General features: G+C 47.4%; 10 protein-coding genes. 7 read left to right on the top strand and 3 right to left on the bottom strand.

Going from position 1 to position 12,798, the window contains the following annotated elements; genetic code table 11:
* Window positions 1–556 precede the first annotated feature (556 nt).
* The 5 genes from ACMHKJ_RS02940 to ACMHKJ_RS02960 all read left to right on the top strand — a co-directional run bounded on the left by ACMHKJ_RS02940 (window position 557) and on the right by ACMHKJ_RS02960 (window position 5,685).
* Window positions 557–2,125: an ABC transporter substrate-binding protein gene (locus ACMHKJ_RS02940; RefSeq protein ID WP_413491976.1), complete on the top strand. Its 1,569-nt coding sequence runs from the start codon at window positions 557–559 to the stop codon at window positions 2,123–2,125.
* A gap of 124 nt (window positions 2,126–2,249) precedes the next feature.
* A complete protein-coding gene (locus ACMHKJ_RS02945; RefSeq protein WP_413491977.1) occupies window positions 2,250–3,296 on the top strand; it encodes an ABC transporter permease in 1,047 nt (348 codons plus the stop codon).
* Entirely contained in the window at window positions 3,293–4,117 is an 825-nt protein-coding gene (locus ACMHKJ_RS02950) for an ABC transporter permease (protein WP_413491978.1), read from the top strand. Before ACMHKJ_RS02945 ends, ACMHKJ_RS02950 begins: the two co-directional genes overlap by 4 nt.
* A complete protein-coding gene (locus ACMHKJ_RS02955) occupies window positions 4,110–4,958 on the top strand; it encodes an ABC transporter ATP-binding protein (RefSeq protein ID WP_413491979.1) in 849 nt (282 codons plus the stop codon). Before ACMHKJ_RS02950 ends, ACMHKJ_RS02955 begins: the two co-directional genes overlap by 8 nt.
* On the top strand, window positions 4,945–5,685 hold the full coding sequence (locus ACMHKJ_RS02960) for an ABC transporter ATP-binding protein (protein WP_413491980.1): 741 nt from the start codon (window positions 4,945–4,947) through the stop codon (window positions 5,683–5,685). Before ACMHKJ_RS02955 ends, ACMHKJ_RS02960 begins: the two co-directional genes overlap by 14 nt.
* Before the next feature lie 93 nt (window positions 5,686–5,778).
* Here ACMHKJ_RS02960 and ACMHKJ_RS02965 read toward each other — a convergent pair whose 3' ends face one another.
* Window positions 5,779–6,426 (bottom strand): YchE family NAAT transporter, encoded by a 648-nt coding sequence (locus tag ACMHKJ_RS02965; RefSeq protein WP_413491981.1) that lies wholly within the window; start codon window positions 6,424–6,426, stop codon window positions 5,779–5,781.
* Between the two features lie 616 nt (window positions 6,427–7,042).
* On the opposite strand from ACMHKJ_RS02965, the gene adhE reads away from it, so the two are divergent.
* Window positions 7,043–9,715, top strand: a complete 2,673-nt coding sequence (gene adhE, locus ACMHKJ_RS02970) for a bifunctional acetaldehyde-CoA/alcohol dehydrogenase (protein WP_413491982.1) — start codon at window positions 7,043–7,045, stop codon at window positions 9,713–9,715.
* A gap of 344 nt (window positions 9,716–10,059) precedes the next feature.
* Here adhE and ACMHKJ_RS02975 read toward each other — a convergent pair whose 3' ends face one another.
* Window positions 10,060–10,683: a thymidine kinase gene (locus tag ACMHKJ_RS02975; RefSeq protein ID WP_413491983.1), complete on the bottom strand. Its 624-nt coding sequence runs from the start codon at window positions 10,681–10,683 to the stop codon at window positions 10,060–10,062.
* A gap of 500 nt (window positions 10,684–11,183) precedes the next feature.
* Between ACMHKJ_RS02975 and hns the strand changes: the two genes are divergently transcribed.
* Window positions 11,184–11,594 carry a histone-like nucleoid-structuring protein H-NS gene (gene hns / locus ACMHKJ_RS02980; protein WP_067362003.1) on the top strand — a complete coding sequence of 137 codons (411 nt, stop codon included), beginning with the start codon at window positions 11,184–11,186 and terminating at the stop codon, window positions 11,592–11,594.
* Between the two features lie 181 nt (window positions 11,595–11,775).
* On the opposite strand, the gene ACMHKJ_RS02985 is transcribed toward hns, so the two are convergent.
* On the bottom strand, window positions 11,776–12,792 hold the full coding sequence (locus ACMHKJ_RS02985) for an NAD-dependent epimerase (RefSeq protein ID WP_413491984.1): 1,017 nt from the start codon (window positions 12,790–12,792) through the stop codon (window positions 11,776–11,778).
* Between the last annotated feature and the right edge of the window lie 6 nt (window positions 12,793–12,798).

Raw genomic sequence — 12,798 nt, forward strand, 5'->3', positions numbered from 1 at the left:
TAACAAAAAGCAATTTAACCAGAGCAAAAACCTACATGCATCACAGTTTTAACCAATTAAATATTAATAACCAGTTAAAATACAACTGTAAATAAAAAGAGCAAAAGGATAATTTCCGGTTCAAAATCAAAGAACTAATGTGTATAAATATCCTTTCCGGCATAAAGCCGGGTAACGGTGTTTATTTGAGCACTTTATCTGTTATACCCGAAAATCAATAAACTGTACTACGTCTTTGTGCTGATAAAATACAGCCGCATTTTTATCATTATTTCTTATGTACTGATAACCTGTTGTTATATCAATACAGTTTTATAACTGTTTTTATCTTCCGGTCTACCGGAATTGAAATGAAGGACTATCATTAACAATATCTATAACGAATAGTTATAAACAAGTCCGTAACAGACTTTGCAAATCCCGGCTATTTTTTCTAACGTGTCATTATTAAAACAGATACCCAACATCATTCAGGATGCAGGCAGGCGGCAAGCTCCGCCGGGCATCCTGAAGTATGACGGGGATAATCATAAACACTGCATCCAGGGGAAGTACCATGAGAAAAACAACACTGTCAGTGTCATTGGCTCTGCTCTTTTCAGCCTCCGCATTTGCAGCAACACCACCGGGTACACTGATTGTTGTTCAGGGTCTGGATGATATTGTCAGCCTCGATCCCGCCGAAAGTAATGAGCTTTCCAGTATTCAGACTGTCCCGAGTTTCTACCAGCGTATTGTTCAGCCAAACCGTGATAATCCGGCACAACTTGATGCAATCTTATTAGAGGACTGGCAGGCTGATGCTGCGAATAAAACACTGACTGTCCGTATTAAAGAAAATGCACAATTTGCTTCCGGTAACCCGGTGCGCCCTGAAGATATTATTTTCTCTTATCAGCGCGCAGTGACAATGAATAAATCACCGGCATTTATTCTCAATATTCTCGGCTGGAATAAAGACAATATTGCACAGCAATTTGAAAAAACCGGTGATCGGGCTCTGAAAATTAAGTGGAGTGCGGATATCAGCCCGGATGTGGCACTTAATTTATTATCCACACCGATTGCGTCCGTTGTTGATGAAAAATTAGTGACACCAAATATTAAAAATAATGATTTCGGTAACGCCTGGCTGAAAATGCATTCCGCCGGCAGCGGTGCCTATTTTCTGAAAGTTTATCAGCCAAATCAGGCTATTGTGATGGCCGCTAACCCGCATGTTTCCACCGGTAAAGCTAAAATTGCCTCCATTATTATTAAAAATGTGCCGGACCCGGCATCACGCCGCCTGCTTATTCAGCAGGGAGATGCGGATATTGCCCGCGAACTGGGAGCTGACCAGACTGCTGCGCTGAAAAATACCGCCGGTATCAGAGTGGAAAACATTCCGTCCGCTGAACAGGATTACCTGGCCTTCAATACCGGAAACAGTGCAAATCCGCTGCTGAAAAACCCGGCACTGTGGGAGGCAGCACGTTATCTGGTTGATTATGAAGGTATTACAAAAGATTTACTGAAAGGTCAGTATTTTATTCATCAGAGCTTCCTGCCGGTCGGTTTACCCGGTACGCTGACCAATAACCCGTATAAGTTTGATCCTGCCAAAGCAAAAGCTATTCTGGAAAAAGCGGGTATTAAAGATGCTCACTTCACACTGGATGTGGAGAATAAACCGCCATATATCACTATCGCACAGTCACTTCAGGCAAGCTTTGCACAGGGCGGTATCCGCGTGGAGCTTCTGCCTGCGGCGGGCAGCCAGGTATATTCACGGGTGCGGGCGCGTTCACATCAGGCGGCAGTCCGTTTCTGGATACCGGACTATTTTGATGCGCACTCAAACGCCAGCGCCTTCGCCTTTAATGACGGAAAAAGCAGCACCGTCGCATGGCTGAACGGCTGGGATATCCCCGCACTGTCAGAAACAACACTAAAAGCGGTGGCAGAGTCGGATAAAGCCAAACGCACACAGATGTATGCCGCGATGCAGGAAGAATTACAGCGCAGCTCGCCGTATGTGTTTATGGCTCAGGGACAAAACCAGGTTGTTCTGCGCGATAACGTGAAAGGCTATCAGCAGGGACTGAATGCGGATATGGTGTATTATGACAGAGTCACCAAATAACCTGCTGATACCCGTCATACTTCAGGATGCAGCGAACAAACCTGCAGTGTGAATGAATACGGTTATAACCCCGCAGGGATCACTTGCGGGGTTATTGTCTTTTGTTTTATTCAGGAATAGCTGTATGTCTGAATCGTCACCTGCCGCCACTGTGCTGCGCCATGTCCTGCGTGTCACTGTTCAGAGTATTTTTACGCTGGCACTGACACTACTCGGGCTGCTGATTATCACCTTCGCACTTTCTGCTCTGTCCCCGGTTGACCGGGTTCTGCAGATTGTCGGCGATCACGCCAGCCACGAAACCTATCAGCAGGTAAAACTGGAGCTGGGGCTGGATCAGCCGGTTTATATTCAGTTTTGGCATTATCTGGGCAGATTGTTGCACGGGGATCTCGGAATGGCCTCTTCTATGGGGCAACCGGTGCTCAACGGTGTACTGACTACCCTGCCCGCCACAATTGAGCTGGCAACCCTTGCACTGATCGCGGGGTCATCGCTCGGTATTCTGTGTGGTGTGTTGTGCGCCCGCTATGCCGGTTCACCGCTTGATTTTATCATCCGTACCCTGACACTTCTCGGCAACTCGGTTCCTGTTTTCTGGCTGGGACTGCTGATGCTGCTGCTGTTTTACGCCACGCTGCAATGGAGTCCGGGACCCGGACGGCTGGATGATATTTATCAATATACGATTGAGGCAAAAACCGGATTTGTGCTGATTGATACCTGGCTTTCCGGCGAGCCGGGAGCGTTTACCAATGCCGTTGCACATCTGATATTACCGGTGTCGCTGCTTGCCTATTTTTGCCTTGCCGGAATAACCCGGCTGACCCGCGCCGCGTGTCTGAGTGAAATGAACAAAGAATATGTCACCCTGGCGCGCGCCAAAGGCAATACAGACATGCAGGTTCTGTTCCGTCATGTGCTGCCGAATATCCGCGGCACACTGATAACGGTGGTCGCTCTGGCGTACACCGGAATGCTGGAAGGTGCGGTACTGACAGAGACAGTTTTCTCCTGGCCCGGCATCGGACGCTATCTCACCGCTGCTCTGTTTGCCGGAGATACAACCGCCGTGATGGGCGGCACACTGATTATCGGCATCTGCTTTATCTTTATCAATAATGTAACTGATATGATTGTACGCTTAACTGATCCGCGGGTGACATTATGACATTGCTGCCGAAAATCCGCCGATCACCTTCCGCACTGACCGGCTCACTGATTATTCTTTTTCTCCTGCTGGTTGCCCTGTTTGCCCCCTGGCTTGCCCCGTTTGACCCGGTGCTGCAAAACCCGGCACAGCGCCTGCTGGCACCGGGTGCACAACACTGGCTCGGCACTGACAGCTACGGACGGGATATCCTCTCACGCCTGATTTATGGTGCCCGCCCGATGTTTGGTCTGGTCGCCCTGGTTGCCGTCATTACTCTGCCCGCGGGTTTACTGATCGGTATTCTGGCAGGGTTTTACGGGCGCTGGGTTGAAACTATTCTGATGCGTTTTACCGATATTGTGATGTCGATGCCGCGCCTGATCCTCGCCTTTGCGTTTGTCGCCATCCTGGGACCGGGACTGATAAACGGCGCGCTGGCGCTCGCACTCACGTCCTGGCCTGCGTATGCACGCCAGGCACGCAGTGAAATCCGTCATCTGCGCAACAGTGATTATCTTGCCAGTGCAGAAATGCTGGGGATCCGCGGACTGCGTCTGTTGTGGGGACATATTCTGCCACTCTGTCTGCCTTCGGCAATTGTCCGCCTCGCGCTTGATCTGGCGACTATCATCCTGGCGGCCGCCGGTCTGGGGTTCTTAGGGCTTGGCGCACAACCACCGATGGCGGAATGGGGAGCGATGATCGCGGACGGCATGCAGGTTATCTTTGACCAGTGGTGGATTGCGGCAGTACCGGGTGCGGCCATTCTGACTGCCGGTATGGCATTCAATCTTCTGGGTGATGGTTTACGCGATATTATGGAGCCTGAACATGACTGAGCCACTTATCCGTGTCAAAAACCTGTCAGTGGATTATCCGCGTGCGCGGGTGGTCAATAGCATTTCGTTTAACCTGGGACAGGAACGGCTGGCGCTGGTCGGCGAATCCGGCTCCGGTAAATCCATGACAGCGAGAGCACTGATGGGGCTGGTGCGCAAACCCGGCAAAGTCAGTGCGCAAACGCTGGAATTTCACAATACCCCGCTACTGTCATTGCGTGAAAAACAGTGGGCGGCACTGCGCGGTAATGATATCGCCATGATAATGCAGGACCCGCGTTATGCCCTCAATCCGGTAAAAAATCTGTATCAACAGATTGAAGAAGCGCTGGTGCGGCATCAGAGACTGTCAAAAACCGACCGCCGTGAGCGCGTATATGATATGGCGCGCGCAGCCGGGCTGGCTGAATCCGCCCTTTCCCGCTATCCGGGGCAACTTTCCGGCGGAATGGGACAGCGCGCCATGATTGCAATTGCCCTGATCAATAATCCCGCAGTATTAATTGCCGACGAACCTACATCGGCACTTGATGCACGGCTGCGCCATCAAATTCTGGAGCTGGTTGTCCGCCAGTGTGAAGAACGCCGGATGGGATTACTGCTGATAAGTCACGACCTGCCGCTGGTCGCCGCTCACTGTCAGCGCGTGATGGTGATGTATCAGGGGCAGCAGGTCGATGAGCTGCCCGCCGCACAACTGCCGCAGGCAACGCATCCCTATACCCGTACCTTGTGGACCTGCCGCCCTGATGCTCAGACTTACGGGACGGACTTACCGGTACTGGACAGACAGTCGTTGCAGACATTACTGACTCAGGAGACACATCATGCCGGAGAATAATCCAGCGCCGATTATTGAGGTTAATAATCTTTCCGTCAGTTTCGGGCCGCGTCAGGTCGTCTGCAAGGCTGGCTTTCACCTTAGCGCAGGGGAAACATTCAGTCTTATCGGTGAGTCCGGATGCGGAAAATCCACTATCCTGCGGGTGATCGCCGGGTTACAGCGCGAATGGCAGGGAGGTATTCAACTGCTGTCACAGCATATCCATCCGGGGCTGCGCTATCAGGGCGCACTGCGGCGAAATGTGCAGATGGTATTTCAGGACCCTTACGCGTCACTGCATCCGTTTCATACTATTCACCGCGCCCTTGCAGAGCCGTTACACATTCATAATGAGAATGATATTGAAGCCAGGGTCACACAGGCAATAGCGTCTGTCGGATTACCACCAGATGTAGCGCAGCGCTATCCCCATCAGCTCTCCGGCGGGCAGCGCCAACGTATTGCGATTGCCCGCGCTCTGATGCTGCGTCCGCAGATTTTATTGCTGGATGAACCGACGTCCGCACTGGATATGTCCGTTCAGGCAGAAATTCTCAATCTGCTTAATCACCTGAAAGCCGAACACAGTATGACCTATCTGCTGGTCAGTCACGACGCCGATGTGGTGGCGCATATGTCTGACCGGGCCGCATTTATGGCGCGCGGTGAGATAGTACGGGAGTTTGATCGCGCGGCATTAGTCCGGGGAGAACACCGGATGGAGACAACAGAAGAAATTCGCTGATCAGTTGAACAAAAGCAAAAGCGGGGCAAATGCCCCGCTTAAATAATAAATAATAAATAATAAATAATAAATAATAAATAATAAACAACGTGATTATGACAGTAATCCCGGAAAGCTCATTTTCATCCCGGTAATAATCAGTTCAATACCTAATGACATCAGCATCAGCCCCATAATACGGGTCACGACGTTGATCCCGGTTTGCCCCAGATATTTTACCCACAGCCCCGCTGAGCGGAACAGCAACCAGCAAAAAAACGCAAACACAATGCTGGTCAGCGCCAGTCCGGCAAAGTTTTGCCAGCCCTGCCAGCGCGCGCTCCAGACCACACAGGAGCTGATCGCACCGGGTCCAGCCATCAGTGGCAGCGCCAGCGGCACAACACCGATATTATCGCGGATCGCGGTTTCTGATTGTTCCTGCTTGTTTTGTTTATCCTCGCCCAGCTTTCCGCTGATCATGGACAGTGCGATCAGAACAATCAGCGTGCCCCCTGCTATCCGGAAAGACTCAATCGAAATACCGAACATCATGAGGATTTTATCGCCGACCAGCAGTGACAGACACAAAATAATGGCAACCGAAAAATTCGCAATCATATTGGTTCGGTTGCGTACGGCTGCGGTCTGGTAATTCGTCATACTCATAAACACCGGCAAAATACCAACCGGATTGACTAAGGCAAATAAACCGACAAAAAATTTTAAATAGCCGGAAAAATCCAGTAATGTGTTGCCCACAAAAAATCCTCAACCTGATGATATACCCTTATTCCTTCAAACTGCAGGTTCGTCGGGTATAATAATACTGTAATGAACGGCTGATATACGCCGCCGCGTATTGCCAAAGGGTTGTAATAATTATATTAACCCGGACATCATACCGTTGAATCCCGGATAAAAGAAATTGCTTTCAACAGAATATTTCTCCCCACAGGCTGACGCGATACAGCTTAATCCCCTTATCCATGTATATATTTTAGTCAATCATCAGTTCTTCTGTAAAATTGATGGCAGACACTATAATTGAAATTGATAATTAATCTCATTTATACGCAAGCTGAATGGTGTCAGCCTGCTGTATTTGTGATTTTGATCACTTTAATATCCCACCGTAATGTTAAGCTCATTTTACTGAAGTTGAATCGATTCAACTTCAGTCATTAACAGAATACCTGACGGGCTTTTTAAGCAAATCAGCGGGCTTTCCCCGGTTATATTCTAAATAATTCGGGATACAGGCTATCGGTTATGAGCAAAATCGATTTAGTTACCTCTTGCTGTTGTGACTATAATCAAATCGTACCGACCCGCTAATTTGCTTAAAAAGTTTAACAATTTATCAGGAGTCATCTGTATGGCCGTAACCAATGTTACCGAACTCAATGAATTAGTTGCCCGCGTTAAAAAAGCACAGCGTGAATTTGCCGGTTTCACTCAGGAACAGGTAGACACTATTTTCCGTGCGGCAGCTCTTGCTGCAGCGGATGCGCGTATCCCTCTGGCGAAACTGGCAGTTGAAGAGTCCGGAATGGGGATTATTGAAGACAAAGTGATCAAAAACCATTTTGCCTCTGAATATATCTATAATGCCTACCGCGATGAAAAAACCTGCGGTATTTTGTCTGAAGATCCGACATTCGGGACAATCACCATTGCTGAACCTATCGGCATCATCTGCGGGATAGTCCCCACCACCAACCCGACATCCACTGCTATCTTTAAAGCGCTGATCAGCCTGAAAACCCGTAACGGTATTATCTTCTCCCCGCATCCGCGTGCAAAAAATGCCACCAATAAAGCGGCTCAGATTGTACTGAATGCTGCGGTTGCCGCCGGGGCGCCCGCTGATATTATCGGCTGGATTGATGAACCTTCAGTTGAATTATCCAATGCTTTGATGCACCACCCTGATACTAACCTGATCCTCGCCACCGGCGGACCGGGCATGGTGAAAGCCGCCTACAGCTCCGGTAAACCTGCCATTGGTGTCGGCGCAGGTAACACCCCGGTTGTTATTGATGAAACCGCGGATATCAAACGCGCTGTGGCATCTATTCTGATGTCCAAAACCTTTGATAATGGCGTGATTTGTGCATCCGAACAGTCTGTCATTGTCGTTGATGAAGTGTATGAACAGGTTAAAGAGCGTTTTGAAAACCACGGGGGTTACGTCCTGAAAGGCAAAGATCTGAAAGCGGTTCAGGATATTATCCTGCTCAACGGCGGACTGAATGCCAAAATTGTCGGTCAGTCTGCGGTGAAAATCGCTGAAATGGCGGGAATTGAAGTCCCGGCATGGACAAAGATTCTTATCGGTGCCGTTTCATTGGTTGATGAATCAGAGCCGTTTGCTCATGAAAAACTCTCTCCGCTGTTAGCGATGTATCGCGGTAAAGATTTTGAAGATGCAGTATTAAAAGCAGAAAAATTAGTGGAAATGGGTGGGATCGGTCACACCTCCTGCTTATATACCGATCAGGATAACCGCCCGGAGCGCATAAAGTACTTCGGCGAAAAAATGAAAACCGCCCGTATCCTCATTAACACCCCTGCCTCACAAGGCGGGATCGGCGACCTGTACAACTTTAAGCTCTCTCCGTCTCTGACATTGGGTTGCGGCTCCTGGGGCGGTAACTCCATTTCTGAAAACGTCGGGCCGAAACACCTGATCAACACCAAAACTGTGGCAAAACGGGCTGAGAATATGTTGTGGCATAAACTTCCGAAATCTATCTACTTCCGCCGGGGCTGCCTGCCGATTGCCCTGGAAGAAATTGCGACTGATGGCGCAAAACGGGCATTTATTGTCACTGACGGCTATTTATTCAATAACGGTTATGTCGATGAAGTTACCCGCGTGCTGAAATCACACGGCATGGAAGTGGAAATATTTTTTGAAGTGGAAGCAGATCCGACCTTATCTGTTGTGCGCAAAGGTGCCGCACAGATGAACAATTTCAAACCGGACGTGATTATTGCACTCGGTGGTGGTTCACCGATGGATGCCGCAAAAATTATGTGGGTCATGTATGAACACCCGGAAACACATTTTGAAGAACTCGCACTGCGCTTTATGGATATCCGCAAACGTATCTATAAATTCCCGAAAATGGGCGTAAAAGCCAAAATGGTCGCGATCACCACCACATCAGGCACAGGCTCTGAGGTTACACCTTTTGCCGTTGTGACCGATGATGCAACCGGACAAAAATACCCGCTGGCAGACTATGCATTGACCCCGGATATCGCCATCGTGGATGCTAATCTCGTCATGAATATGCCGAAATCCCTCACCGCATTCGGCGGACTGGATGCCGTAACGCATGCTCTGGAAGCCTATGTATCTGTTCTGGCAAATGAATACTCAGACGGACAGGCATTACAGGCACTGAAACTGCTGAAAGAATTCCTGCCGGCCAGTTACCATGAAGGCGCGAAGAATCCTGTCGCCCGTGAGCGCGTCCATAACGCCGCCACTATCGCCGGTATCGCGTTTGCTAACGCCTTCCTGGGTGTTTGTCACTCAATGGCGCACAAACTGGGTTCTGAGTTCCATATCCCGCACGGATTAGCCAATGCCCTGCTTATCTGTAACGTGATCCGCTATAACGCGACAGATAACCCGACCAAACAAACGGCATTCAGTCAGTATGACCGCCCGCAGGCGCGCCGCCGTTATGCTGAAATTGCCGATCATCTGGGATTGGGTGCCGCCGGTGACCGCACTGCTCAGAAAATTGAAAAACTGCTGATCTGGCTGGATGAAATCAAAGCCTCTCTGGGTATCCCTAAATCTATCCGCGAAGCCGGTGTACCGGAAGCAGAATTCCTGGCGAAGCTGGATAAACTGTCTGAAGATGCATTTGATGACCAATGTACCGGGGCAAATCCGCGTTATCCGCTTATTGCTGAATTAAGACAAATTATGCTGGATACTTATTATGGCCGCGTCTATGACGAGTCCGTTCCGGTTGCTGCGCCAAAGTCTCTGGTCAAACCTGTTTCAAAACGAACTGCTAAGAAATAATCATCTATTTGATAAATAATAACCGTAAAGCCCTCTTCTGAGGGCTTTTTAATAGCTATCCCATAATAATAACTGAATAATTGTCACAATATTAATATGTATTCTCTTTTGATCAACAATTCAGCCTGCTGCTGATTTTTAATATTTCACTTAATGCAAATAACAAAACAGACACGATGCCGGGGGCTATTTTTCAGTATTTTATTATGAACAACACAAATACCGCCTTACGCCTTCGTGTTTACCGGGTATCCTTTGTGTCTCTGTCTGTGCTTTTATCCGACGCTAATATAAAAATGCCGGACACGTTTGTCCGGCATTTTCCGTATAAATGACACGGGTATCTATTTTATGAATGACATCGTGCCACCATGACATTGTGCCGCCATTACTGTACGCATCGCGTCGCTGTAATGTTTACGACATACCGAAACATATTTTTCGTTTCCGCCAATATCAATTTGTGCACCGTCAGACATTACATGACCTTGTCCGTCATAACGCAAAACACGGCTGGCTTTCCGCCCGCAATGACAAATTGTTTTTAATTCCACTAATTTATCAGCCCAGGCTAATAAATAATGACTACCGCTGAATAGCTCACCTTTAAAATCAGTGCGTAATCCGTAACAGAGAACGGGTATATCAATATCATCGACGATATAACATAACTGCTCTGCCTGCGTTTTTGTCAGGAACTGGCACTCATCTATTAATACGCAGTGTACGGGCGCCTGCTGATGTTCCTGCGTGATAACACTGCTAATATCAGTATCCTCACTAAAGACCCGTGCATCAGCGCTCAGGCCGATACGGGAGGTCACTTTGCTGTGAGCATACCGGTTATCAATTTCTGCCGTAAATATCAGTGTGCGCATTCCTCGCTCATTGTAGTTATAGGAGGATTGTAATAGTGCGGTCGATTTTCCCGCATTCATCGCGGAGTAATAAAAATAAAGCTGAGCCACCGGCTCTCTCCCTCTCAATCATTCAAAAATCGCCACAATACTAACACAGCCGCAATAAAAATAGCGTGATCAGTATTTGCCTGCATGCCTTAACCGCATGTGCAATATCCGTTATTCATCGTTACCGCAATTCATAGGAAGCATGATTACATGGCGAATATTCACTACTGTTATCAGCAATGGTCATTTTATCCTGTTTTTTATTATATCTGAGTTGAAGAATAACGTTTCTTTACATAAGATAAGGTTAAATATAATTTGTATCTTCCTCATCGTTTATGATCAAATCTTTTTGAAATTGCTGAACACCAACACCTTTTTACCCCGTCCCCTTATCGAAATTAAACAAAAAAGCACAAAGAGGCTTATTATTCCGCAGAAATAATTGCTTTTAAAAAAAATGTGTTTTAACCTTACTGCGAAATTTGCTATTGCAGATTTTTAAATAGCAATCTATTATTAACTACACATCAGCCAACATTTAATTTGAGACCAGAATTATGAGTGAATCTTTGAAGCCATTTAATAATATTCGTACTCTTCGCGCACAGGCCAGAGAATCTACCCTGGAAAGTCTGGAAGAAATGCTGGAGAAACTGACTTCGGTTGTTGAAGAACGCCGTACTGAAGAATCTCAGGCTAAAGCTGAACTGGAAGAGCGTACCCGTAAATTAGAAGAAGTTCGCCAGTTAATTCTCAAGCAGGGTATCAATCCTGAAGAATTAATTCAGTCAATGTCTACCGGTAAAGTTGCAAGCAAATCAAAACGTGCGCAGCGTCCGGCTAAATACGAGTACATCGATGAAAACGGCGAGCAGAAAACCTGGACAGGTCAGGGCCGCACGCCAGCTGTTATCAAACAGGCAATCGAAAGTGAAGGCAAATCTCTGGATAGTTTCTTAATTAAATAATCCGGATTTCCACACTGAAAAGCCCTTCTGCGAAGGGCTTTTTTTTATTCGTTCATTTATACCCAATGTCGTTCAGGATGCAGGCAGGCGGCAAGAGAAGCGGACAAGGATATATCTGCTGATATTATGACGATAAAAAGGAGGCTTTCGCCTCCTTTTTTGTTACTCACCGTCTGTCTGATTACTTATTTTTGCCATGATAAAACGACATATACCAATCAACAAACTGCTGTACACCATAATTAACCGGTGTATTTGGAGAGAAACCTATCGTTTTATACAGTTCACCGGAGTCTGCACAGGTGGATAACACATCACCATCCTGCATATCCATAAAATGCTTAGCCGCTTTAATACCCAGAGCGGTTTCAATCGCCTGAATAAAATCGCCTAACCGGGTAGGTTGTCCGTTACCAACATTATAAATTTTGTACGGCGCAGAACTGGCTGATTTCAGACCTTCCTCAACCGTCCAGTCATCATCTGCTGCGGGTATAACATCTAATAACCGTACCACAGCTTCTGCAATATCACCGACATACGTAAAATCGCGAACCATATTTCCATGGTTATAAACATCAATCGGTTTACCATCCAGCATGGCTTTAACAAATTTAAATAATGCCATATCCGGACGTCCCCACGGTCCGTAAACTGTAAAAAAACGCAGTCCGGTTGTAGGTAACTGATAAAGATGCGAATAGCTGTGTGACATTAATTCATTGGCTTTCTTTGTCGCCGCATATAACGAAACCGGATGATCAACATCATCTTCCACAGAGAAAGGCTGTTTACGGTTCAGACCATATACCGAGCTGGAAGAGGAATAAATCAGATGCCCTACCTGATGATGACGGCAGCCCTCCAAAATATTCATGTGTGCCAGAATATTTGCATCTATATACGCCATCGGGTTCTGGATAGAATACCGGACACCCGGCTGAGCCGCGAGATGAATAACACGCTCAAACTGTTGTGAGACAAATAATTCACTAACATCACTTTTAACCGACAGATCCATTTTAAAAAAATGAAAATTCGGATGCGATAAAATCAGATCAAGGCGTGCCTTCTTAAGATTAACATCATAATAGTCATTGAGGTTGTCTGCACCGACAACCTCATGACCCTGCTCAAGCAGACGCTGTGTGACATGATAACCAATAAAACCAGCCGCGCCGGTTACAAGTATTTTCATATTCAG

Origin of the sequence: Morganella psychrotolerans (genome assembly GCF_965118875.1) — a bacterium.
In the GTDB taxonomy this organism is placed as follows: Bacteria; Pseudomonadota; Gammaproteobacteria; order Enterobacterales; family Enterobacteriaceae; genus Morganella; species Morganella psychrotolerans_C.

What these genes read in the sequence shown, in the direction of transcription:
- ACMHKJ_RS02940 (WP_413491976.1), top strand. Translation starts at nt 557, where the DNA reads ATGAGAAAAACAACACTGTCAGTGTCATTGGCTCTGCTCTTTTCAGCC.
- ACMHKJ_RS02945 (WP_413491977.1), top strand. Translation starts at nt 2,250, where the DNA reads ATGTCTGAATCGTCACCTGCCGCCACTGTGCTGCGCCATGTCCTGCGT.
- ACMHKJ_RS02950 (WP_413491978.1), top strand. Translation starts at nt 3,293, where the DNA reads ATGACATTGCTGCCGAAAATCCGCCGATCACCTTCCGCACTGACCGGC.
- ACMHKJ_RS02955 (WP_413491979.1), top strand. Translation starts at nt 4,110, where the DNA reads ATGACTGAGCCACTTATCCGTGTCAAAAACCTGTCAGTGGATTATCCG.
- ACMHKJ_RS02960 (WP_413491980.1), top strand. Translation starts at nt 4,945, where the DNA reads ATGCCGGAGAATAATCCAGCGCCGATTATTGAGGTTAATAATCTTTCC.
- adhE (WP_413491982.1), top strand. Translation starts at nt 7,043, where the DNA reads ATGGCCGTAACCAATGTTACCGAACTCAATGAATTAGTTGCCCGCGTT.
- hns (WP_067362003.1), top strand. Translation starts at nt 11,184, where the DNA reads ATGAGTGAATCTTTGAAGCCATTTAATAATATTCGTACTCTTCGCGCA.
- ACMHKJ_RS02985 (WP_413491984.1), bottom strand. Translation starts at nt 12,792, where the DNA reads ATGAAAATACTTGTAACCGGCGCGGCTGGTTTTATTGGTTATCATGTC.